General features: G+C 71.5%; 19 protein-coding genes. 9 read left to right on the forward strand and 10 right to left on the reverse strand.

The window, feature by feature from the left end; genetic code table 11:
* The first annotated feature begins 24 nt into the window (after positions 1-24).
* Both ftsH and folE read left to right on the forward strand, forming a co-directional pair.
* On the forward strand, positions 25-2064 hold the full coding sequence (gene ftsH / locus ABZV31_RS21360) for an ATP-dependent zinc metalloprotease FtsH (protein ID WP_355896051.1): 2040 nt from the start codon (positions 25-27) through the stop codon (positions 2062-2064).
* A gap of 140 nt (positions 2065-2204) precedes the next feature.
* Positions 2205-2810, forward strand: coding sequence for a GTP cyclohydrolase I FolE (gene folE / locus ABZV31_RS21365; RefSeq protein ID WP_355896053.1), 606 nt, complete (start codon positions 2205-2207; stop codon positions 2808-2810).
* A gap of 13 nt (positions 2811-2823) precedes the next feature.
* On the opposite strand, the gene ABZV31_RS21370 is transcribed toward folE, so the two are convergent.
* The 6 genes from ABZV31_RS21370 to ABZV31_RS21395 form a co-directional block, all read right to left on the reverse strand.
* A complete protein-coding gene (locus ABZV31_RS21370) occupies positions 2824-3312 on the reverse strand; it encodes a DUF3180 domain-containing protein (RefSeq protein WP_355896056.1) in 489 nt (162 codons plus the stop codon).
* 96 nt (positions 3313-3408) lie between these two features.
* A complete protein-coding gene (gene folK, locus ABZV31_RS21375) occupies positions 3409-4020 on the reverse strand; it encodes a 2-amino-4-hydroxy-6-hydroxymethyldihydropteridine diphosphokinase (RefSeq protein ID WP_355896059.1) in 612 nt (203 codons plus the stop codon).
* On the reverse strand, positions 4017-4376 hold the full coding sequence (gene folB, locus ABZV31_RS21380; protein ID WP_355896062.1) for a dihydroneopterin aldolase: 360 nt from the start codon (positions 4374-4376) through the stop codon (positions 4017-4019). The genes folK and folB overlap by 4 nt, the downstream gene beginning before the upstream one ends.
* Positions 4377-4625: 249 nt before the next feature.
* Positions 4626-5129 carry a nuclear transport factor 2 family protein gene (locus ABZV31_RS21385; RefSeq protein ID WP_355896065.1) on the reverse strand — a complete coding sequence of 168 codons (504 nt, stop codon included), beginning with the start codon at positions 5127-5129 and terminating at the stop codon, positions 4626-4628.
* Complete coding sequence (gene folP, locus ABZV31_RS21390) at positions 5126-6097, reverse strand: dihydropteroate synthase (RefSeq protein WP_355896068.1); 972 nt, start codon at positions 6095-6097, stop codon at positions 5126-5128. Before folP ends, ABZV31_RS21385 begins: the two co-directional genes overlap by 4 nt.
* Before the next feature lie 159 nt (positions 6098-6256).
* Positions 6257-8068: a phosphatidylglycerol lysyltransferase domain-containing protein gene (locus ABZV31_RS21395; protein ID WP_355896071.1), complete on the reverse strand. Its 1812-nt coding sequence runs from the start codon at positions 8066-8068 to the stop codon at positions 6257-6259.
* Between the two features lie 227 nt (positions 8069-8295).
* Here ABZV31_RS21395 and ABZV31_RS21400 point away from each other — a divergent pair, with 227 nt between their 5' ends.
* Positions 8296-9426: an alpha/beta hydrolase-fold protein gene (locus ABZV31_RS21400; protein WP_355896074.1), complete on the forward strand. Its 1131-nt coding sequence runs from the start codon at positions 8296-8298 to the stop codon at positions 9424-9426.
* A 133-nt stretch (positions 9427-9559) separates the two neighbouring features.
* Positions 9560-10792, forward strand: a complete 1233-nt coding sequence (locus ABZV31_RS21405) for a hypothetical protein (RefSeq protein ID WP_355896077.1) — start codon at positions 9560-9562, stop codon at positions 10790-10792.
* A gap of 74 nt (positions 10793-10866) precedes the next feature.
* Here the strand turns inward: ABZV31_RS21405 and ABZV31_RS21410 are convergent, their stop codons facing one another.
* Complete coding sequence (locus tag ABZV31_RS21410) at positions 10867-12168, reverse strand: PH domain-containing protein (protein WP_355896212.1); 1302 nt, start codon at positions 12166-12168, stop codon at positions 10867-10869.
* 74 nt (positions 12169-12242) lie between these two features.
* The gene (locus ABZV31_RS21415) at positions 12243-12746 is read right to left on the reverse strand and encodes a PH domain-containing protein (RefSeq protein WP_355896081.1); all 504 of its coding nucleotides are present in this window, start codon (positions 12744-12746) and stop codon (positions 12243-12245) included.
* A 31-nt stretch (positions 12747-12777) separates the two neighbouring features.
* Between ABZV31_RS21415 and ABZV31_RS21420 the strand changes: the two genes are divergently transcribed.
* Positions 12778-13929, forward strand: a complete 1152-nt coding sequence (locus tag ABZV31_RS21420; protein WP_355896083.1) for an NADH-quinone oxidoreductase subunit D — start codon at positions 12778-12780, stop codon at positions 13927-13929.
* A gap of 35 nt (positions 13930-13964) precedes the next feature.
* Here the strand turns inward: ABZV31_RS21420 and ABZV31_RS21425 are convergent, their stop codons facing one another.
* Positions 13965-14966 (reverse strand): SAM-dependent methyltransferase, encoded by a 1002-nt coding sequence (locus tag ABZV31_RS21425; protein ID WP_355896086.1) that lies wholly within the window; start codon positions 14964-14966, stop codon positions 13965-13967.
* Positions 14967-15081: 115 nt separating this feature from the next.
* Here ABZV31_RS21425 and ABZV31_RS21430 point away from each other — a divergent pair, with 115 nt between their 5' ends.
* From ABZV31_RS21430 to ABZV31_RS21440, 3 genes are all read left to right on the forward strand, one after another.
* Positions 15082-16287: a sensor histidine kinase gene (locus ABZV31_RS21430; RefSeq protein ID WP_355896089.1), complete on the forward strand. Its 1206-nt coding sequence runs from the start codon at positions 15082-15084 to the stop codon at positions 16285-16287.
* A 74-nt stretch (positions 16288-16361) separates the two neighbouring features.
* Positions 16362-17033, forward strand: a complete 672-nt coding sequence (locus tag ABZV31_RS21435; protein ID WP_355896092.1) for a response regulator transcription factor — start codon at positions 16362-16364, stop codon at positions 17031-17033.
* Positions 17034-17065: 32 nt separating this feature from the next.
* Positions 17066-17698, forward strand: a complete 633-nt coding sequence (locus ABZV31_RS21440; RefSeq protein WP_355896094.1) for an AAA family ATPase — start codon at positions 17066-17068, stop codon at positions 17696-17698.
* A 4-nt stretch (positions 17699-17702) separates the two neighbouring features.
* On the opposite strand, the gene ABZV31_RS21445 is transcribed toward ABZV31_RS21440, so the two are convergent.
* Positions 17703-18809 (reverse strand): DUF5937 family protein, encoded by a 1107-nt coding sequence (locus ABZV31_RS21445; protein WP_355896097.1) that lies wholly within the window; start codon positions 18807-18809, stop codon positions 17703-17705.
* A 159-nt stretch (positions 18810-18968) separates the two neighbouring features.
* On the opposite strand from ABZV31_RS21445, the gene ABZV31_RS21450 reads away from it, so the two are divergent.
* Complete coding sequence (locus ABZV31_RS21450) at positions 18969-19184, forward strand: hypothetical protein (RefSeq protein ID WP_355896099.1); 216 nt, start codon at positions 18969-18971, stop codon at positions 19182-19184.
* Positions 19185-19380: the final 196 nt, after the last annotated feature.

Raw genomic sequence — 19380 nt, forward strand, 5'->3', positions numbered from 1 at the left:
ACGGGGCGGCACCGCTCCGTATGGATGGACGTGAAGCGATACTTCCGTGGGCCGGTCATGTGGATCGTGCTGGCCGTCCTTGCCGTGGTCGTGTTGATGCAGGTCGTCGGCTCGTCCGGCGGCTACAAGACGGTGGACACCGGCCAGGTCGTAGCAGCGATCAATGACAACAGGGTCCAGTCGGCCAAGCTGACCACCGGCGACGAGCAGACCATCAAGGTCGAGCTCAAGGACGGGCAGAAGGTCGACGGCAGCTCGAAGATCCAGGCGAGCTACATCGGCGACCAGGGCGTGACCATCGCCAACACGCTGCAGACCAAGTACCAGGACAAGCAGATCCCGGACGGCTACACGGTCGCGCCGTCCAAGCAGAACCCGTTCCTCGGCGTCCTGCTCTCCCTGCTGCCCTTCGTCCTCATCGTCGTCGTCTTCCTGTTCCTGATGAACCAGATGCAGGGCGGCGGCTCCCGGGTCATGAACTTCGGCAAGTCCAAGGCCAAGCTCATCACCAAGGACACGCCCAAGACGACGTTCTCGGACGTCGCGGGCGCGGACGAGGCCGTCGAGGAGCTCCAGGAGATCAAGGAGTTCCTCCAGGAGCCGGCCAAGTTCCAGGCCGTCGGCGCGAAGATCCCCAAGGGCGTCCTGCTCTACGGCCCGCCCGGCACCGGCAAGACCCTGCTCGCGCGCGCCGTCGCCGGCGAGGCAGGCGTCCCCTTCTACTCGATCTCCGGTTCCGACTTCGTCGAGATGTTCGTCGGTGTCGGTGCCTCCCGAGTCCGTGACCTGTTCGAGCAGGCCAAGGCGAACGCCCCGGCGATCGTCTTCGTCGACGAGATCGACGCGGTCGGCCGCCACCGCGGCGCCGGCCTCGGCGGCGGTCACGACGAGCGCGAGCAGACCCTGAACCAGCTGCTCGTCGAGATGGACGGCTTCGACGTCAAGGGCGGTGTGATCCTCATCGCCGCCACGAACCGGCCCGACATCCTCGACCCGGCACTGCTGCGTCCCGGCCGCTTCGACCGCCAGATCGCGGTCGACCGCCCCGACATGCAGGGCCGCCTGGAGATCCTCAAGGTTCACCAGAAGGGCAAGCCGGTCGCTCCCGACGTCGACCTCGCGGCGGTCGCCCGCCGCACCCCGGGCTTCACGGGTGCCGACCTGTCGAACGTGCTCAACGAGGCGGCGCTGCTGACGGCCCGCAGCGACAGGAAGCTGATCGACAACCAGATGCTGGACGAGGCGATCGACCGCGTGGTCGCCGGCCCGCAGAAGCGGACCCGGATCATGTCGGAAAAGGAGAAGAAGATCACCGCGTACCACGAGGGCGGCCACGCCCTGGTCGCGGCGGCCTCGCCGAATTCCGACCCGGTCCACAAGATCACGATCCTGTCGCGCGGACGGGCCCTCGGCTACACGATGGTCCTGCCGGAGGAGGACAAGTACTCGACCACGCGCAACGAGATGCTGGACCAGCTGGCCTACATGCTGGGCGGCCGCGCGGCCGAGGAGCTCGTCTTCCACGACCCGACCACGGGCGCGGCGAACGACATCGAGAAGGCCACCGCCACGGCCCGCGCCATGGTCACGCAGTACGGCATGACCGAGCGCCTCGGCGCCATCAAGTTCGGCGGCGACAACACCGAGCCGTTCCTCGGACGTGAGATGGCTCACCAGCGCGACTACTCGGAAGAGGTCGCCGCGCTGGTGGACGAGGAAGTCAAGAAGCTCATCGAGAACGCGCACAACGAGGCCTGGGAGATCCTGGTCGAGAACCGCGACGTCCTCGACAACCTCGTCCTGGCCCTCCTGGAGAAGGAGACCCTGGGCAAGGAGGAGATCGCCGAGATCTTCGCCCCGGTCGTCAAGCGCCCGCCGCGGCCCGCCTGGACCGGCTCCTCGCGCCGTACCCCGTCCACCCGCCCGCCGGTGCTCTCCCCGAAGGAGCTGGCCCTGACGAACGGCGCGAACGGCGCGACGGCGGCGATCAGCACCATGAAGTCCACGGCGACCGAGTCCGCCCCGGTGACGGAGCAGACCCCGGAGGACCGCCCGGAGAGCTGACGCTCCCAGCCCCGTTGACCCCACCAGGACCGGAATGGATGCCGCGCCCCCCAGGTTCTAGCCTGGGGGCGCGGCATTCGTATGTCCGCAGATGAGACGCGTGGTCCACACGCGTGACACGCACAGGAACGAGGCACCAGATGACCGACCCCGTGACGCTGGACGGCGAGGGCTCCATCGGCGAGTTCGACGAGAAGCGCGCCGAGAACGCCGTACGCGAGCTCCTGATCGCGGTCGGCGAGGACCCGGACCGCGAGGGCCTTCGGGAGACGCCGGCGCGGGTGGCACGGGCGTACAAGGAGATATTCGCGGGGCTGTGGCAGAAGCCCGAGGACGTGCTGACGACGACGTTCGACCTGGGGCACGACGAGATGGTGCTCGTCAAGGACATTGAGGTGTTTTCCACCTGTGAACACCATCTTGTCCCATTCAGGGGAGTTGCTCACGTTGGCTACATCCCGTCGACGAGCGGGAAGATCACCGGTCTGTCCAAGCTGGCCCGGCTCGTGGACGTCTACGCCCGCCGACCGCAGGTGCAGGAACGACTCACCACGCAGATCGCCGACTCCCTGATGGAGATCCTGGAGCCGCGCGGCGTCATCGTCGTCGTGGAGTGCGAGCACATGTGCATGTCCATGCGCGGCATCCGCAAGCCGGGCGCGAAGACCATCACGTCGGCGGTGCGCGGTCAGCTGCGCGACGCGGCGACGCGGAACGAGGCGATGAGCCTCATCATGGCGCGCTGACGCGGTCGGTGGCTCACGCCACCGGTTCCGCTCCCGTGGTGTCGTGGTCGTCGTCCTCCGGGAGTTTGCACACCCGTTCCAGGAACAGGGCCGCCGCTATGACGGCGATGCCTGCGAGGACCGAGGAGCCGGCGTAGATGGCCTGGTCGCGGCGGGCGGGGATGTCGAGGAGCTCCAGGAGGAAGACACCCGTGCCTCCGTACATGCCGGCGACGAGGGCGGCGACCAGGGCGCTGGCCTGGCCGAAGACGACCGCGCGCGCGGCCATCAGAGGGTCGACGCCCTTGGCGCCGGGGCGGCGCTCGCGCTGGGCCTTCAGACGGGCGCGCAGCGACAGCGCCGTGGACAGCAGGACCACGGCGATCAGGGCGAGGACGATGGGGGCGGCCAGGGGGACGCTGGGGAGGGTCCCCACCGCGTTCCACAGGCGGGCGCCCGCCCAGGACAGCACTCCGGCCACGACGAACACGCCGGCCAGCACCCGGATGCGCAGCTCTTTCACGGTGTCCCTTCAGCTCCCCCGGACTGTGGTCGTGGGCGGCTCGTCCGAGTCTGGTCGTCAGCCTGGCCGTGCCTTGAGTCGTCTTGACCTTAACGACTATTCGGGCAGTCGGAGTTCCAGGTCCTGGCGCGGCTCGACACCCTCTCGGGTGACGGCGGCCAGGAGCTCGGCCACGGAGCCGCGGCCGGGAAGCTGCGCCTGCGGGTCCACGTCGTACCAGGGCGCGAGGACGAAGGCCCGTTCGTGGGCGCGCGGGTGAGGGAGCGTGAGGTGCGGGTCGTCGGAGACGGCGTCGGCGTAGGCGACGATGTCGACGTCGATGGTGCGCGGGCCCCAACGCTCGTCCCGTACCCGGTTGAAGGCCTCCTCGATGGCGTGCGCCCGCTCCAGTAGGGAGGACGGGAGAAGGGTCGTCTTCAGGACCACCACCGCGTTGAAGTACGACGGCTGGGTGCCGGGCTCCACGCCCCACGGCTCCGTCTCGTAGACCGGGGAGACCCCCTTGATGCGCACACCGGGCGTGTCTTCGAGGGCGTCGACGGCTCCCTGGAGGGTCTCCAGGCGGTTGCCGAGGTTCGAGCCGAGGGAGATCACGGCCCGTTGCGGGTTCTGCAGGGTCGTGTCGGCGGCGTCGACCTTCTCGACGACGGAGGCGGGTACCGGCTGTACGGTCGGGTCGCTGTGACCTTTGGTGAAGGGTGCAGTCATACTCGGTTCCGGGTGATGGTGACGGTCACGTCGTCGAAGGGGACGGTGATCGGTGCGTCCGGCTTGTGCACGCAGACCTCGACCTCCTGGACCCCCTCATGCTTCAGACAGGCCTGGGCGATGCGCTCGGCGAGAGTCTCGATGAGGTTGACGGGTTCGCCCTCGACCACGGCCACGACCTCTTCGGCCACGATGCCGTAGTGCACGGTCTTCGCCAGGTCGTCGTCGGCCGCGGCCGGCCGGGTGTCCAGTCCCAGGACGAGGTCCACGATGAAGGTCTGGCCCTCCTCGCGCTCCTTGGGGAACACGCCGTGGTGCCCGCGGGCCTTCAGGCCGCGCAGCGCGACACGATCCACGCGAATCACTCCTGCAATCGTCGGTGACGGCCGGTCCGTGCCGCGTACGGGCGGCACACCGGCCTCGAACGAATCTACCTGCGGGCATGGACAGAGCCGGGCCACGGGGGCGTGGGACCTGGCCGGGGCCAGGAGGTTTCATCGTGTGTTTCCCCTGGGGAACCCGGGTGCTCACGCGTCGGTAGCCGCCCCTACCCCCGGGTTCGTGATTCCTACCACTTCTTGGCCCTTGCGGAGCCGCCTACCCACTCAGGCGGGTGTGTCGCCGTCCTCGTCCTCGTCGGTTTCGGCCAGCACGGGGGAAGCGTGGTGCGACCAGATTTTCCAGCCGAGGGGGGTGCGCCGGAACACGTTCGTGGCGACCACGAGCTGCCCGACGAGCGGGCCGAGCTCGTCGCCGTCCTCGGGGGCGGGGCCGCCGCTGAGGATGTTCTCGGTGCAGGTCACCAGGGCGGTGTCGCCGGTGACCGAGACGTGCACGTCGGTGAGGAAGAACTGGATGTAGTCGGTGTTCGCCATGATCACCGCGTACGACCTGAGGACGTCGCCGCGGCCGGTGAGCACCGGCCAGCCGGGGTGCACACAGGAGACCACTCCGGCGTCCGCCGGGTCGTGGAACTCGTCGTCGACTCCCAGGTCGGACGGTGTGAGCCAGAGCGAGGACAGCTCCTCGAAGTCACCCCGCTCCATCGCCTCGTAGAAGGCGGTGTTGGCGGCCTCGACCTGCTCGACGTCGGTGTGCGGGGCGCTCACCGGGCTCCTTCGGGGGAGTCCGCGTCCGGCGTGCTCCCGGCGGGGGCCGTCTCTGCCACTGGCGTGGTCCCGGCGGTGCGCGTGGCGCCCATCGGCGTGTTTCCGGCGGCGCGCGCCTCCTCCACAGCGCGTGCGACCCGTACCGCGTCCGCCGTCGCGCGCACCTCGTGCACCCGGACCGCCCACGCCCCGGCGTGCGCTGCGAGCGCGGAGACGGCGGCCGTGGCGGCGTCGCGCTCCCGCGCGGGCGGCGGCGCGCCCTCCGGCCCGGCCAGGACCCGGCCGAGGAACCGCTTGCGCGAGGCAGCGACGAGCACGGGGCGGCCGAGGCCCAGCAGCCGGTCGAGGTGGGCGAGGAGCGCCAGGTCGTGCTCGGCCTCCTTGGAGAAGCCGAGGCCGGGGTCGACGACGATGCGGTCGGGGGCGATGCCGCCCTCCAGAACGGCCTCCACGCGCGCGTGCAGCTCGTCGACGACCTCGGTGACGACGTCGGCGTACACGCCCTTGACGTTGCCGCCCTCCAGGAAGCCGCGCCAGTGCATGACGACGAAGGGGGCCCCGGCGTCCGCCACCACGGGGATCATGGCGGGGTCGGCGAGGCCGCCGCTGACGTCGTTGACGAGGGCGGCGCCGGCCGCGAGCGCCTGCTCGGCGACGGAGGCGCGCATGGTGTCGACGGAGACCGTGACGCCCTCGGAGGCCAGGCCCCGGACGACGGGGATGACCCGCCTGAGCTCCTCGGCCTCGTCGACGCGGGTGGCGCCGGGGCGGGTGGACTCGCCACCGACGTCGACCAGGTCCGCGCCCTCGGTGACCAGGTCGAGGCCGCGCTTGACGGCGGCGGTCGTGTCGAACCAGCGGCCGCCGTCGGAGAAGGAATCGGGGGTCACGTTCACGACTCCCATGACTGCGCAGCGGTCCCACGCGGGGAGGCCTGCCACGAGGCGGCGGCTGGTCTGGTTGCTCATACGTTCAGCGTAGGCCTACGGCGGGAGGGTGCTTCGCTCGTGGGGCGGCTGCGGGTCGGTCGTGGCGAGATGTCCTTGCCCGCCCGCCCACTCACCATGCGGCCCGAGCGGAAGCCCCCGGGCTGGAGGGGCGGGGCTTCCGCTCGGGCCTGTCCGGGTTCACGCCGCGCGGACGTCCCGTTCCGCCATCCTGTGCGCGCAGGGGCGCGGGGCGGCCGTGCGGCGGCGCAGGAAGCGCGGCAGCGGCAGCGCGAGGTTGACGAAGCCCTCTGCCTGCATGGCGGCGAAGCCTATGCGCGGCAGGTCGGCGGAGGCACGGTAGACGACGAAGCGCGGTTCCCAGCGGGGCTGGAACTTGGCGTTGAACTTGTACAGCGACTCGATCTGGAACCAGCGGGAGAGGAACACCAGCAGTCCGCGCCAGGCGCGCAGCACCGGGCCCGCGCCGATCTTCTCGCCGCGCGCCAGCGCCGAGCGGAACATCGCGAAGTTCAGCGAGATGCGCTCGATGCCGAACTTCGGCGCGGCCTTGAGCGCGGCGACGATCAGCAGCTCGTTCATGCCGGGGTCGGCCGAGCGGTCGCGCCGCATCAGGTCCAGGGACGCGCCGTCGTTGCCCCACGGCACGAAGTGCAGGATCGCCTTCAGGTCGCCGTAGGGACCCGGCTCGTCGTCCGCCTTGTGCGCGGTTGCTATCAGACAGTCGCCGTCGGCCGGGTCGCCGATGCGGCCGAGCGCCATGGAGAAGCCGCGCTCGGTGTCGGTGCCGCGCCAGTCCTCGGCGGCCCGCCGGATGCGCTCCAGCTCGGCCTCGCCGAGGTCACGGATGCGCCGCACCCGGGTTTCGTAGCCGGCCCGCTCGATGCGCTTGACCATCTGGCGGACGTTGCGCATCGCGCGCCCGGCGAGCGAGAAATCCGCGACGTCCACCACCGCCTCGTCGCCCAGTTCCAAAGCGTCCAGGCCGGTTTCCCGGGTCCACACCTCGCCGCCGGTCTCGGAGCAGCCCATGACCGCGGGCGTCCAGGAGTGGGCCTTGGCCTCGTCCATGAAGCGCTCGATCGCTCCCGGCCAGGCCTCGACGTCGCCGATCGGGTCACCGCTGGCGAGCATCACGCCGGAGACGACGCGGTACGTCACCGCCGCCTTGCCGCTGGGGGAGAAGACGACCGCCTTGTCGCGGCGCAGCGCGAAGTGGCCGAGGGAGTCGCGGCGGCCGTGCTTCTCCAGCAGGGTGCGCAGCCGCGCCTCGTCCTCCTCGGTCAGCTGCGCGGTGGGGTGCTCGGGGCGGAAGGCCAGGTAGATCGTGGTGACCGCGGTCAGCCAGCCGAGGGCGCCGAGGGAGAAGGCGACCGTCCAGGATGTGTTGCCCTGGTAGTCGACGGGGCCCTCGAAGCCGAACAGGCCGTAGACCACGTGGGTCAGACGGTCGGCCAGGCTCGGGTTGCCGACCATGCGGTGCGGGTGGACGCTGACGATGACCAGCCCGAGGGCGAGCGAACCCGCGCTCATCAGGATGAAGTTGGCGAGCGCCCACCAGCGGCTGCGCGGGTCCGGCAGCGCCGCGAACTCGCTGCGGTGGATCAGCAGGGGCGCGAGCAGCGCGAGCGAGATGATGACGCCCACGACGGAGTGCCGGTAGACGAACTCCGCCGCCGCGCCGGCCGGCAGCAGCGCCACGGCCGCGCGCCACGCGCGGCGTTTGCGCCGCTTCAGGCCGTGCGCGAGGAGCAGCAACAGCACGCCCGCGCTGAGCGAGAGGGCCGCGGCGAACGGGCCGAACGAGCCCGGCAGCACCTCGGCCATGGCGTGCATCCGGCTGTGCCGGAAGCGCGGGAAGACGCCCGCGGCAATGTCGAGGAGGCCCACGACGGTGCAGGCCCTGCCGACCAGAGCGGGGACGGCCTCGGGGCGCGGGCCACGGAGTATGCGCCGCATCCGGCTTGATCGGCCCGGAACCCCGTCCGACATTTCCCCATCTATCCTGACAGACATCGCATCCCGTAGTTCTGCGAGAGACCTTGAATCCGGTGCCGATCGGGCATCCGGCGACATTGCGCCCTCTAGGACGGTGTCTCGGGGAGAGAGGTTCACTCCCCGCCGGAAAGTCGGGACAAAGGCCAAGGAAAGCCTGGGGCAAGCCCTCACCAAGAAAGCGTCGGCGGGCCCGGGCGGAAAGCGCAGGCAGGAAAGAGCCCATGGGTCTCACGAGTAAAAAAGTGCTGCTTCTGGCGGTCATGTTCGCCGTGCTGCTGTTCGTCGGCACGGTGTGGCTGTGGCCACGTCTGGCGCCCCGCAGTTGGCGGGCCGTCAGCGGACGCGTCGGCATGCTGCTGGCCACACAGGTGGCGCTCTTCGCCTGCGTCGGGCTCGCCGCCAACCAGGCCTTCGGGTTCTACGCCAGCTGGTCGGACCTGTTCGGGCAGGAGACCGACCAGGGGGTCGTCGTCGACCACTCGACGGGCGGCGGCATCGGCGGCCCGCTCCAGGTGATCGGCATCCAGCGGATGCCGACGGGCGGCGGGGCCTCACGGCCGCAGATCGCCGGCCAGGTCCAGAAGGTCGACATTGTGGGCCGTACGACCCACATCGCCACGCCGGCGTTCGTCTACCTGCCGCCGGAGTACTTCCAGCCCCAGTACCGCACGCGCACGTTCCCCGCGGCCGTCGTCCTCACCGGCTACCCGGGCACGGCCCAGGCGCTCGTGACCAAGCTGCAGTACCCGCGCACGGCCCAGAACCTCGCCAAGGACGGGCGGATGCAGCCGATGATCCTGGTGATGCTGCGGCCGACGGTGGCTCCGCCGCGCGACACGGAGTGCGTGGACATTCCGGGTGGCCCGCAGACCGAGTCGTTCTTCGCCAAGGACCTGCCCGACGCCGTACTCGCGCACTACCGGGTCGGCAAGAAGCCGGGCAGCTGGGGCGTCATAGGCGACTCCACGGGCGGTTACTGCGCGCTCAAACTCGCCATGCACCACCCCGAGGTGTACGCCGCCGGGGCGGGTCTCTCTCCGTACTACAAGGCGCCGATCGATCCCACGACGGGTGACCTCTTCCATGGGAACAAGGATCTGAAGAATCGTGCCGACCTGTTGTGGAGCATCAAACACCTGCCCGCGCCCGACACTTCGCTGCTCGTCACCAGCAGCAGGATCGGCGAGACCAACTACAAGGACACGCTCAAGTTCATAGAGCAGGTGAAGGGGACGAACCGGACCCGGATCGCGTCGATCATCCTCGACAGCGGCGGCCACAACTTCAACACCTGGCGGCGGGAGATCCCCGGGACGCTGCAGTGGATCAGCGGGCGGCTGAGCGACCGCTGAAGCGATCTTGCTGAGGGGGAAAGGGACCGGGACTCCTGATGGCGTGTGAAAGCTTCGGTTGAAAGTTTCGGTATGGCTGTCTTTTTACGGGGCGGGCCACCACGATTCGCCTACGCGCGGTAAGTTTCTGGCCATGCCACGAGGACGTCACCGCCATTCCCCGCCTTTGCACAGGCTGCTGCCTCCTTCGGCGATCGCCGGCGTCTCCCTCGTCTGCGCCCTCGGCCCCTGGGTCTTCACCCAACCGATGGTGCTGCGGTCCCTCGCCGCGGCCGCCGCGGCGACGGCGGTCATCGGCGCGGTCGTCATGCGCCGTTGGGACGCACAGGCGGGCAAGCAGGTCGCGGATCTCGCACGCGCGCGTGCCAGTGACGAGTGGCGCTACGAGGAACGGGTCGCCGAACTCGAGACCGACCTCGAGGAGTCGCGCGAGCTGCGCGTCCGCCTCGAGCACAAGCTGCGGGCGAAGCGCGCGGAGCTGGCGGGGCTGCGCAACGAGCACGCGGCGCTGCTGCGGCGGTACGCCACGGCGGAGACCGAGCGCGCGAGCGCCCTGGAGGGGCGCCGCCTGCTCGAGATGGAGGCCGCGTCCGACGTTCGCGAACTGCCGCCCGCTGTCGGCGCGGAGGCCGGTGACGCCGAGGCCGGTGGCGCGGAGTTCGGTGGCGCGGAGGGGGCCCGTGCCGAGGGTGCCGGTGCCGAGGCCGCTGGTGGCGAGGCTGTTGAGGAGAAGCCGGTTCCGGTGGATTCGGCTCCCGCGGTGTTCTCGCCCGAGGGTTCCAAGCTGTTCCTGCGGGCCAAGGCGGCGCTGTCGCGGTTCGACGCGGACGGCGGCGACGGGGCCGCTAAGACGGACGCGTCCGCCGCCGCGAAGGCCGACACGTCTTCGGACGCCGAGCCCTCGAAGGAGGTGGCCGCAGGGACGGACGGTGCCGCCGGGGCGGGTCCCGCGCGGGAGGACGAACCGCAGGGGCAGCCCGGGGCGGCCGACGCGCACGAGCACGCGGCCGCCACCTCCACGGCCAAGCCGGCCAAGCACGTGCAGCAGCCCTCCGGGCACTTCACCGTGCCGACCGCGGTGGCCGTCGTACCGCCTGCGCCCGTGCGGCGTCCGGTGGTCGAGGGCGGATTTGACTTCTTCGGTACGAAGAAGGGTTCGCCGTCCGCCGCGCTGGAGGCGGTCCAGAACGAGGACCTCGCCGACGTCGTGGGCCAGGAGGCCCTCGCCCTTCACAAGGCCGAGTCCGAGTCGCAGTTCAAACCGGCCGACGAGGACGCCCGAGTCGTGGGCCAGGTCATCGACCTGACGGCCCACGACGAAACGGAACAGATCGACGTGCAGGGCCTGCGCAGCGCGGCGTCCTGAAGACGTGACACAACACAGGCGCGGCTCCCACGAGGAGCCGCGCCTGTCGCACATGTAGCTGCAGGCAGCTCTGTTCAGCCCATCCACCGATCCGGCCGAGCTTCCCTCCGCCCCGTCCGCGACCTCTCCGCCTGCCCCCGCAGCAGCTCCGCCGCCTCCCCGGCGTCCCGCAGCCGCGCCGTCACCGTCTTGTTCGCCCCGGTGTCCACATGCACATCGGCAACCCCCAGGACCCGCTTCCACGGCCCCTGCGTCAGCCGCACGCTCTGCACCTTCGCATGCGGCACCAGCGCGAGCCGCCGCCGCAGCAGCCCATGCCGCGCGGCGAACACGGCATCCGTGACGACGATCCCGTACCCCCGCCACCACACCGGCGCACACCACCCCGCCCGCCGCGGCGGCCGCACCACCGAGGCCGCCCCCGGCTCCGTCACCCCCGGCAGTACCCGCGCGATCACCGACTCGGCGACCTCTCGCGGAGCGACCGGCAGCAGCACGGAGTTCGACGACCCGGCCACGTCCAGCTCCACCCTCACCCAGCCGCGCCGCCGCCACAGCAGCGGCTCCACGATCCGCACGGTCTGCACCCGCCCAGGCGGCACCGTCTCGTGCGTACGGTCCAGCAGCCCCCGGTCGATCCGCAGCCCGTCCGGGGACTCGCTCACCGTCCAGTCGTACTCGCCGACGAACCGCCCCACGCTGCTCGCCCCGGCCGTACCGAGCAGCGGCACCCCGGCCGCGAGCACGGTCCACACGCTGTGGGTGGCCAGCCACAGCACCGGCGGTACGACGACGGCGGCGACCAGCGAGCCCCAGGTCGCGCCGGTCAGCAGCAGCGACACGGCGAGGCCCCGCGGCGCCACGCGCACGAGCTCCCGCGCGGGCGCCTCACCGACCTCGTGCGCCGTCTCCGGCGCGAAACCGGCCGCCCGCGCGAGCAGTTCGGCGCGCAGCGCGCGGGCCTCGTCCTGGCCCAGGAAGGCGAGCTCGTCCTTCTTGCCCGTCCCGACGACGTCGAGCTTGAGCTTCGCCACGCCCGCGACCCGCGCGAGCAGCGGCTGGGTGACGTCGACGGCCTGGATCCGTTCGAGCCGGATGTGCGCGGTGCGGCGGAACAACAGGCCCGTGCGTATGCGCAGTTCGGTGTCGGTCACCGCGAAGTGCGTGAACCACCAGGACAGGAAGCCGTAGAGGGCGGCCGCGGGCACGAGCACGGCGAGCCCGATCAGCAGCGCGGTCGTCGTCAGCCTCGTCAGCTGCTCCTGCGCCTGGTTGGAGTCGTGCACGGCCCACCCCGCGAGTACCGCGACCGGCGCCCACGCCCGCCTGAGCGGGGTCACGGGATGCAGCCGCCGCTCGGTCACTGGCCGCTCGATCCGTGCGGCCTCCTCGCCGGCGTGCCCGTCGCCTGCGAGGTCCTTCGGTACGGCCCCCTCGCCCCCCGCCGCCGTCACAGCCCCGCCGATCGTGCCTCGCCCAGCTCGGTGAGCCGGTCGCGCAGCCGTTCCGCCTCGGCCGGGTCGAGGCCGGGGATCGTCGCGTCGGTCGCGGCGGCCGCCGTGTGCAACTGCACGCTGGCCAGCCCGAAGTGCCGCTCGACGGGTCCGGAGGTGACCTCGACCAGTTGCATCCGCCCGTACGGCACGACGGTCTCCTCGCGCCACAGCACGCCCCGGCTGATCAGCAGGTCGTCGGCGCGCTCGGCGTACCGCCAGGAACGCCAGTTGCGGCCGAGCAGCACCCAGCCCCAAGCCATCAGTGCCAGCGGCAGCAGCGCGAAGGCGGCCCAGGCGGGCCCGGCCAGCAGGCCGAGCAGCAGCCCCAGGGCCAGGGTCAGCAGCCCCAGCCACACCACCAGCAACAGCCGTCGCATCCGCAGCAGGCCCGGAGGCAGCCCGGTCCACACCGGCTCGCCACCCGCCGCCCGCGTGTTCTCCTGGCTCCCCGTTTCCATGGGCCAAGCGTACGTAGGAGAGACTGTGTCCATGACTCCTACGACGGAGACCATGGTCGGGATCGGCGGCGCCGCGGAGAGCACCGACATGGTGCTCAACATCGGGCCCCAGCATCCGTCCACGCACGGCGTGCTGCGGCTGCGGCTCGTGCTGGACGGTGAGCGCATCCTGCGCGCGGAGCCGGTGATCGGCTACATGCACCGCGGCGCGGAGAAGCTCTTCGAGGCGCGCGACTACCGCCAGATCATCATGCTCGCCAACCGCCACGACTGGCTGTCGGCCTTCTCGAACGAACTCGGCGTGGTCCTCGCCGTGGAGCGGATGCTCGGCCTGGAGGTCCCCGAGCGCGCGGTGTGGACGCGCACGCTGCTCGCGGAGCTCAACCGGGTGCTCAACCACCTGATGTTCCTCGGCTCGTACCCGCTGGAGCTCGGCGGCATCACGCCGGTCTTCTACGCGTTCCGGGAGCGTGAAGTGCTCCAGAACGTCATGGAGGAGGTCTCCGGCGGCCGTATGCACTACATGTTCAACCGGGTCGGCGGCCTGAAGGAGGACCTGCCGGCCGGCTGGGCCACGCGCGCGCGTGCCGCCGTCGCCGCCGTGCGCTCGCGCTTGGACGTCTTCGACGACCTGGTGCTCGGCAACGAGATCTTCCGGGGGCGGACGCGGGGCGTGGGCGCGCTCACGCCTCAGGCCGTGCACGCGTACGGCGTGAGCGGGCCGATCGCGCGCGCCTCGGGCGTCGACTTCGACCTGCGGCGCGACGAGCCGTACCTCGCCTACGGAGAGCTGCAGGACACCCTCAAGGTCGTCACCCGGCAGGAGGGCGACTGCCTCGCCCGCTTCGAGTGCCTCCTGGAGCAGACCCACAACGCCCTCGACCTCGCCGACGCCTGCCTCGACCGGCTCGCCGAGCTGCCGCCCGGCCCGATCAACCAGCGGCTCCCGAAGGTGCTCAAGGCGCCCGAGGGGCACACGTACGCGTGGACCGAGAACCCGCTCGGCATCAACGGCTACTACCTGGTCAGCAAGGGCGACAAGACCCCGTACCGGCTGAAGCTGCGCTCGGCCTCGTACAACAACATCCAGGCCCTCACCGAGCTGCTGCCCGGCACGCTGGTGGCGGACATGGTGGCGATCCTGGGGTCGATGTTCTTCGTGGTCGGCGACATCGACAAATAGGGCGAGCGGGTCCGCAACCCGAACCGGCCGAGCGGTCAGCCGAGGAGCGGGTCCGGGATGCCCACCGACTGCAGCAGCCACCCGAAGTCGCCGAGTCCGCCTGCCGCGGTGAGCTCGGCGGCCTCCCCGGCGCGCGCGAGGGCGCGTACGTAGTCCGCGGGGCGCGTGGAGGCGAGCGTGAGTGCGGGGCGTGCCCCGGTTACGCCCAGGGCGCGCAATGCGTCGCGCTGCGTGAGCAGGCGCGCGCTGTGGGGCGCGCACGCGGCGCACGCGTCCAGTGCGACGTGCGCCGTGATGTCGCACGACCCGTCCGGTACGGGCGCCGTCTCGCGCCCCTCCCGGAAGCCGGTGAGCGTCCCGAAGGGCGGCCGCGCGCCCGCGGCGTGCGCATAGTCGACGGCGACGGCGAGGCCGCTGTCGACGCAGGAGACCGCGGCGGCCCAGGCAGCGTCCCTGGACAGGCCGATCTCCGCGCGGAAGCCCTCCTCGGCCGGCAGCGGCCACCACCGCGCCAGCCACTCCGCCTCCGCCCCCGAGACCGGCTCCCCGAGCCGCTCGGCCCCGTCGCGGCGTACGAGAACCCGCCGCGGTACGCCCGCCGAGTCCACCTCCGCCACCTCCAGCGGCACGTTGTCCAGCCACTCGTTGGCGAACAGCAGCCCGGTGATCCCCTTCGGGGGCTCGGTCAGCCACGCGATCCGGCGATCGAGGTCCGCCGGGCGGTCGGCGATCTCGACGGCGTACGCGCGCGTGCGGGACGCCACGTCGGCGGGCAGGGCGTTGAGCACCTCGCCGACCAGCTCACCGCGCCCGGCGGCCATGTCCACGAAGTCGAGCACGGCGGGCCGGCCCAGCGCCTCGTCGACCCGGCACAGCAGCCGTGCCACGGCCGCCGCGAACAGCGGCGAGGCGTGCACGGACGTGCGGAAGTGCCCCGCCGGTCCCTCGGGCCGCCGGTAGAAGCCCCCCGGCCCGTACAGGGCGGCCGCCGTCGCCGCCCGCCAGCCGCGCCACTCGTCCGCTGTGTCCTCCGCCACCCCGCCAGACTCGCACAGGTGATCACGGCCTCCACCTTGGGGACTACGAGGCTCGTGTGCGGATCGATCCTCCGGTTGACCCCTGCACCTATCACGTTTCCCTACGCTGGGTTACGTGCAGCGCCTCTATGACTTCCTCCGCAGGCACCCGATGTGGGTCGACGGCTTCTGGGCCCTCGCCCTGCTCGGGATCTCCGGCGTGAGCGTATCGAGCGTCAACGGGGCGCCGGACCACCACGGATCTCTCGCCGAGGCACTGGCGGTGTCCGTCGTCATGAGCGTGGTCGTCGCGCTGCGCCGCCGCATGCCGGAGAAGATGCTGCTGCTGGCGGCGGCGACGGGTGCGGCGCAGCTGGCCCTGGACGTCGAGACGACGGTCGCGAACTTCGCCATGCTGGTGATCATCTACACGGTCGCCGCGATCGGCGCGCGCTGGGCCTCCCGGTTCGCGCTGGCCGGCGGGCTGTGCGCGGCGACGTTGGCCCAGATCCGCTGGCCGCAGCCGCACACGAGCGTCGTCGGCAATGTCGCGATAGCCGTCTTCCAGACGGTGCCGTTCGCCCTCGCATGGGTGCTCGGCGACTCCATGCGCACCCGCCGCGCCTACTTCGCGCAGCTGGAGGAGCGCGCCGGCCGCCTGGAGAAGGAGCGCGAGGCACAGGCCAAGGTCGCGGTCGCCGCCGAGCGCGCTCGCATCGCGCGCGAACTGCACGACGTGGTCGCGCACAACGTGTCGGTGATGGTGGTGCAGGCCGACGGCGCCGCCTACGTCCTCGACTCCGCGCCCGACCAGGCGAAGAAGGCCCTGGAGACGATCTCCTCCACCGGCCGCCAGGCCCTCGCCGAGATGCGCCGCCTGCTGGGCGTGCTGCGCACCGGCGAGCACCAGGAGGTAGGCGAGTACGTCCCGCAGCCCGACGTCGAGCAGATCAAGGAGCTTATCGAGCAATGCCGGGGCGCCGGACTGCCCGTCGACTTCAAGATCGAGGGCACCCCGCGCCCGCTGCCCAGCGGCGTCGAGCTCACCGCGTACCGCATCGTGCAGGAGGCCCTCACCAACACCCGTAAGCACGGCGGGCCGAACGCGGGTGCCAGCGTCCGCCTGGTCTACTTCGACGACGGCCTCGGACTGCTCGTCGAGGACGACGGCAAGGGCGCCCCCCACGAACTGTACGAAGAGGGCGGTGCCGACGGTCAGGGCCACGGCCTGATCGGCATGCGCGAACGCGTCGGCATGGTCGGCGGCACCCTGGACGCGGGCCCGCGCCCGGGCGGAGGCTTCCGCATCAGCGCCCTGCTGCCGCTGAAACCGGCACACTGACGCCGACGCACGCCCGCTGCTGACACCTGTAACGACCCTGGCAACCTGCCGACGACCAACGGAAGAGGACCCCGATGACGATCCGCGTGATGCTCGTCGACGACCAGGTGTTGCTGCGCACCGGGTTCCGGATGGTGCTCGCCGCCCAGCCGGACATGGAGGTCGTCGCGGAGGCGGGCGACGGCGTCGAGGCCCTCCAGGTGCTGCGGTCGACCGCGGTCGACGTGGTGCTGATGGACGTGCGCATGCCGAAGCTGGACGGTGTGGAGGCCACCCGCCGCATCTGCTCGGAGCCCAACCCGCCGAAGGTGCTGATCCTGACCACCTTCGACCTCGACGAGTACGCCTTCTCGGGGCTGAAGGCGGGCGCCTCCGGCTTCATGCTCAAGGACGTGCCGCCCGGCGAGCTGCTCGCCGCCATCCGCGCCGTGCACAGCGGCGACGCCGTCGTCGCGCCCTCCACGACCCGCCGCCTCCTCGACCGCTTCGCGCCGATGCTGCCCACCGGAGGCAAGGAGCCCCAGCACAAGGAGCTGGAGCGGCTCACCGACCGCGAGCGCGAGGTCATGGTCCTGGTCGCGCAGGGCCTGTCGAACGGCGAGATCGCGGCCCGGCTGGTGCTGTCCGAGGCGACCGTGAAGACCCACGTGGGCCGCATCCTGACCAAGCTGGGCCTCAGGGACCGGGTGCAGGTGGTGGTCCTGGCCTACGAGACGGGGCTCGTCCGGGCCGGCGGACACGGCTGACCGGCGCCCGCGGCCGTCGGTAGGGTCGGCGCATGCTCCTGTGGATCAACGGCCCCTTCGGGGGCGGCAAGACACAGACCGCGCACGAGATCCAGCGCCGACTGCCCGGCAGCGTCATCTGCGACCCCGAGCACGCCGGCTTCGGCCTGCGCCGCATGCTGCCGCCCGAACTGCGTTCCGACTTCCAGGACTTGGCGTCCTGGCGGCAGGGCGTGGTCGAGGTCCTCGACCTGGCCCTCACCAAGCACGACGGCGTCGTGATCGCCCCCATGACGGTCACCGACTCCGGCTACTTCGCCGAGACCGTCGGTAGGCTGCGTGAACTGGGCCACGACGTCCGCCACTTCACGCTCCTCGCCGAGCGCGAAACCGTCCTGAAGCGGCTGCGGGAGCGCGGCTTCGGGCACGTCCTGCAGTACGTCGCCGGGAAGAACGCCGGGCGGGGCCGGGAGACTTGGGCGGCGCGGCAGCTCGACCACTGTCTGGAGCGGCTGCGCGAGCCGGAGTTCGCCGAGCATCTGTGGACGGACCACTCGACCGTGCCGAAGACCGCGGACCGGATCGCCGTCCTGGCCGGGCTGACGCTGCGACCCAACCGCGAGGGCGCGCTGCGGACACGGCTCAGGCAGGCGAAGGTCGGCATCAGGCACATCCGGTTCGACTGACCGGCTACCGGAGTATCGCCTCGAGAAAGTCGCTGCCCAGCCGGGCCACCACCGCGACGTCCAGCTGGTGGAAGACGTACCGTCCCCGGCGCCGGGTGGTGACCAGGCCCGCCTTCTTCAGCACGCTCAGGTGCCGGGATATCTCGGGGGCCGTCATGCCGTGCACCTGGGTCAGCTCGCTCGTGGTGAACGCGCTGCGGGCCAGGCTGCGGCACAGCCGGATCCGCACCGGGTGGGACAGCGCGGTCATCCGCAGGGTCAACTGTTCGACCGAGGGCGGGGTTGCGGGCTCCGGCGAGCCGACCGGGTAGTGCAGCACCGGCTGCCAGCCGTACCGGTGCAGCACCATCAGGTGCGGCCAGCCCAGGCTCGTCGGTACGAGCAGCAGGCCGCCGCCCGCCGTGGCCGTGCGGCCCTCGCCCAGCTTGTCGACGGTGATCCGCCCGGCCGCCTCGTCCAGCGCCACCGCCGGCGACACCGCGGCCAGCGCCTCGGCCAGCCCTTTGCGGCGCAGCAGCTCCGTCTTGTGGCGGGCGTCCGCCGCGAGCTGGTGGCGCAGCCGGGACCAGGTCTCCGCGAAGAACGCGTCGTCGCAGTCCTGGAGGAACTGCCGCAGCCAGGCCCGGATCCGGGGCGGGTCGGCCAGCAGCCGCTCACTGAAGCGCACCTGCTGCGGCCCGCGCGCGGCGGCCAGCTCCAGGGCGCGGCGACGCAGGTCGGCGTCGGCGAGCGGGCCGGGGCCCGGTGTGCCGTACGGAAGGGCGCAGGTGAACTCCAGCGCCGCGTCCACGAACTGCTCGTCCGACAGCTTGTCCAGGAGGTCGAGTTCTTCGGCGAGCGTCTCGCCCGGCAGCGCGGCACCGCCGGGAACGCCCGCGAAGGGCAGGAAGAGGTCCGAGAACGTCGTCCGCCACAGAAAGTCGGCCTCGCACATCCGGTCGGCCAGGTGCGAGTCGAGCCGGGCGGTCACGCCCGTCACCCAGCCCTGCAGGCCCGGATGGTGGCCCGGCTCGGACAGGGCGTGCAGCGCCATGCCGAGTTCGGCCAGGGGGGAGGGCACGACGGCGACCCTCTCCGGCCGCAGCCCCGCGATGTCGATGCGCACGCTCATGCCCTCATGGTGCACCGCGCCACTGACAACGCAGCCCTCGATTGACAGCGGCCGTCAATCGACGCGACGCCGGTGGCGTACCGGCGCAACCTGGGAGGACCGGGGCAGCCGCGGAGCCTTCCGGATCCCGTTCACCACGTCCCGAAGAGGCGAGACGCCATGAGCATCGCCCAGCAGTACCTGCTCGACACCCACCGCGCCCGGCAGCACGGCGAGCCCGCCCCGCCCGCGCCCGGCACCCACGACGGGCAGGCGGTGCGCGAGCTGCGTGACTACTGGCAGTTCCGCGCCGTCCTGGCCGGGCGCCCGGCCCGCGGGCGGATACGGTCGGCCCTGGGCCGGTGGCTGCACCTGCGGCCGCGGTCCACCTGCTGACCTGCGGCCGCGTTCGGTCTGGGGACCTGTGGTCGGGCTTGACCTGCTGACCTGCTGGCCTGCTGACTTGGGTCGCGGTCCACCTGCTGGCCTGCGGTCGCGTTCGGTCTGGGGACCTGTGGTCGGGCTTGACCTGCTGACCTGCTGGCCTGCTGACTTGGGTCGCGGTCCACCTGCTGGCCTGCGGTCGCGTTCG

Origin of the sequence: Streptomyces sp. NPDC005202 (genome assembly GCF_040608235.1) — a bacterium.
Classification (GTDB): domain Bacteria; phylum Actinomycetota; class Actinomycetes; order Streptomycetales; family Streptomycetaceae; genus Streptomyces.

Bases quoted from the DNA above. Each gene is read 5' to 3' on its own strand.
- ABZV31_RS21395 (WP_355896071.1), bottom strand. From the start codon at position 8,068: ATGTCGGACGGGGTTCCGGGCCGATCAAGCCGGATGCGGCGCATACTC.
- folE (WP_355896053.1), top strand. From the start codon at position 2,205: ATGACCGACCCCGTGACGCTGGACGGCGAGGGCTCCATCGGCGAGTTC.
- folK (WP_355896059.1), bottom strand. From the start codon at position 4,020: ATGACTGCACCCTTCACCAAAGGTCACAGCGACCCGACCGTACAGCCG.
- folP (WP_355896068.1), bottom strand. From the start codon at position 6,097: ATGAGCAACCAGACCAGCCGCCGCCTCGTGGCAGGCCTCCCCGCGTGG.
- ABZV31_RS21440 (WP_355896094.1), top strand. From the start codon at position 17,066: ATGCTCCTGTGGATCAACGGCCCCTTCGGGGGCGGCAAGACACAGACC.
- ABZV31_RS21445 (WP_355896097.1), bottom strand. From the start codon at position 18,809: ATGAGCGTGCGCATCGACATCGCGGGGCTGCGGCCGGAGAGGGTCGCC.
- ABZV31_RS21415 (WP_355896081.1), bottom strand. From the start codon at position 12,746: ATGGAAACGGGGAGCCAGGAGAACACGCGGGCGGCGGGTGGCGAGCCG.
- ftsH (WP_355896051.1), top strand. From the start codon at position 25: ATGGACGTGAAGCGATACTTCCGTGGGCCGGTCATGTGGATCGTGCTG.
- ABZV31_RS21405 (WP_355896077.1), top strand. From the start codon at position 9,560: ATGCCACGAGGACGTCACCGCCATTCCCCGCCTTTGCACAGGCTGCTG.
- ABZV31_RS21400 (WP_355896074.1), top strand. From the start codon at position 8,296: ATGGGTCTCACGAGTAAAAAAGTGCTGCTTCTGGCGGTCATGTTCGCC.
- ABZV31_RS21450 (WP_355896099.1), top strand. From the start codon at position 18,969: ATGAGCATCGCCCAGCAGTACCTGCTCGACACCCACCGCGCCCGGCAG.
- ABZV31_RS21435 (WP_355896092.1), top strand. From the start codon at position 16,362: ATGACGATCCGCGTGATGCTCGTCGACGACCAGGTGTTGCTGCGCACC.
- ABZV31_RS21420 (WP_355896083.1), top strand. From the start codon at position 12,778: ATGACTCCTACGACGGAGACCATGGTCGGGATCGGCGGCGCCGCGGAG.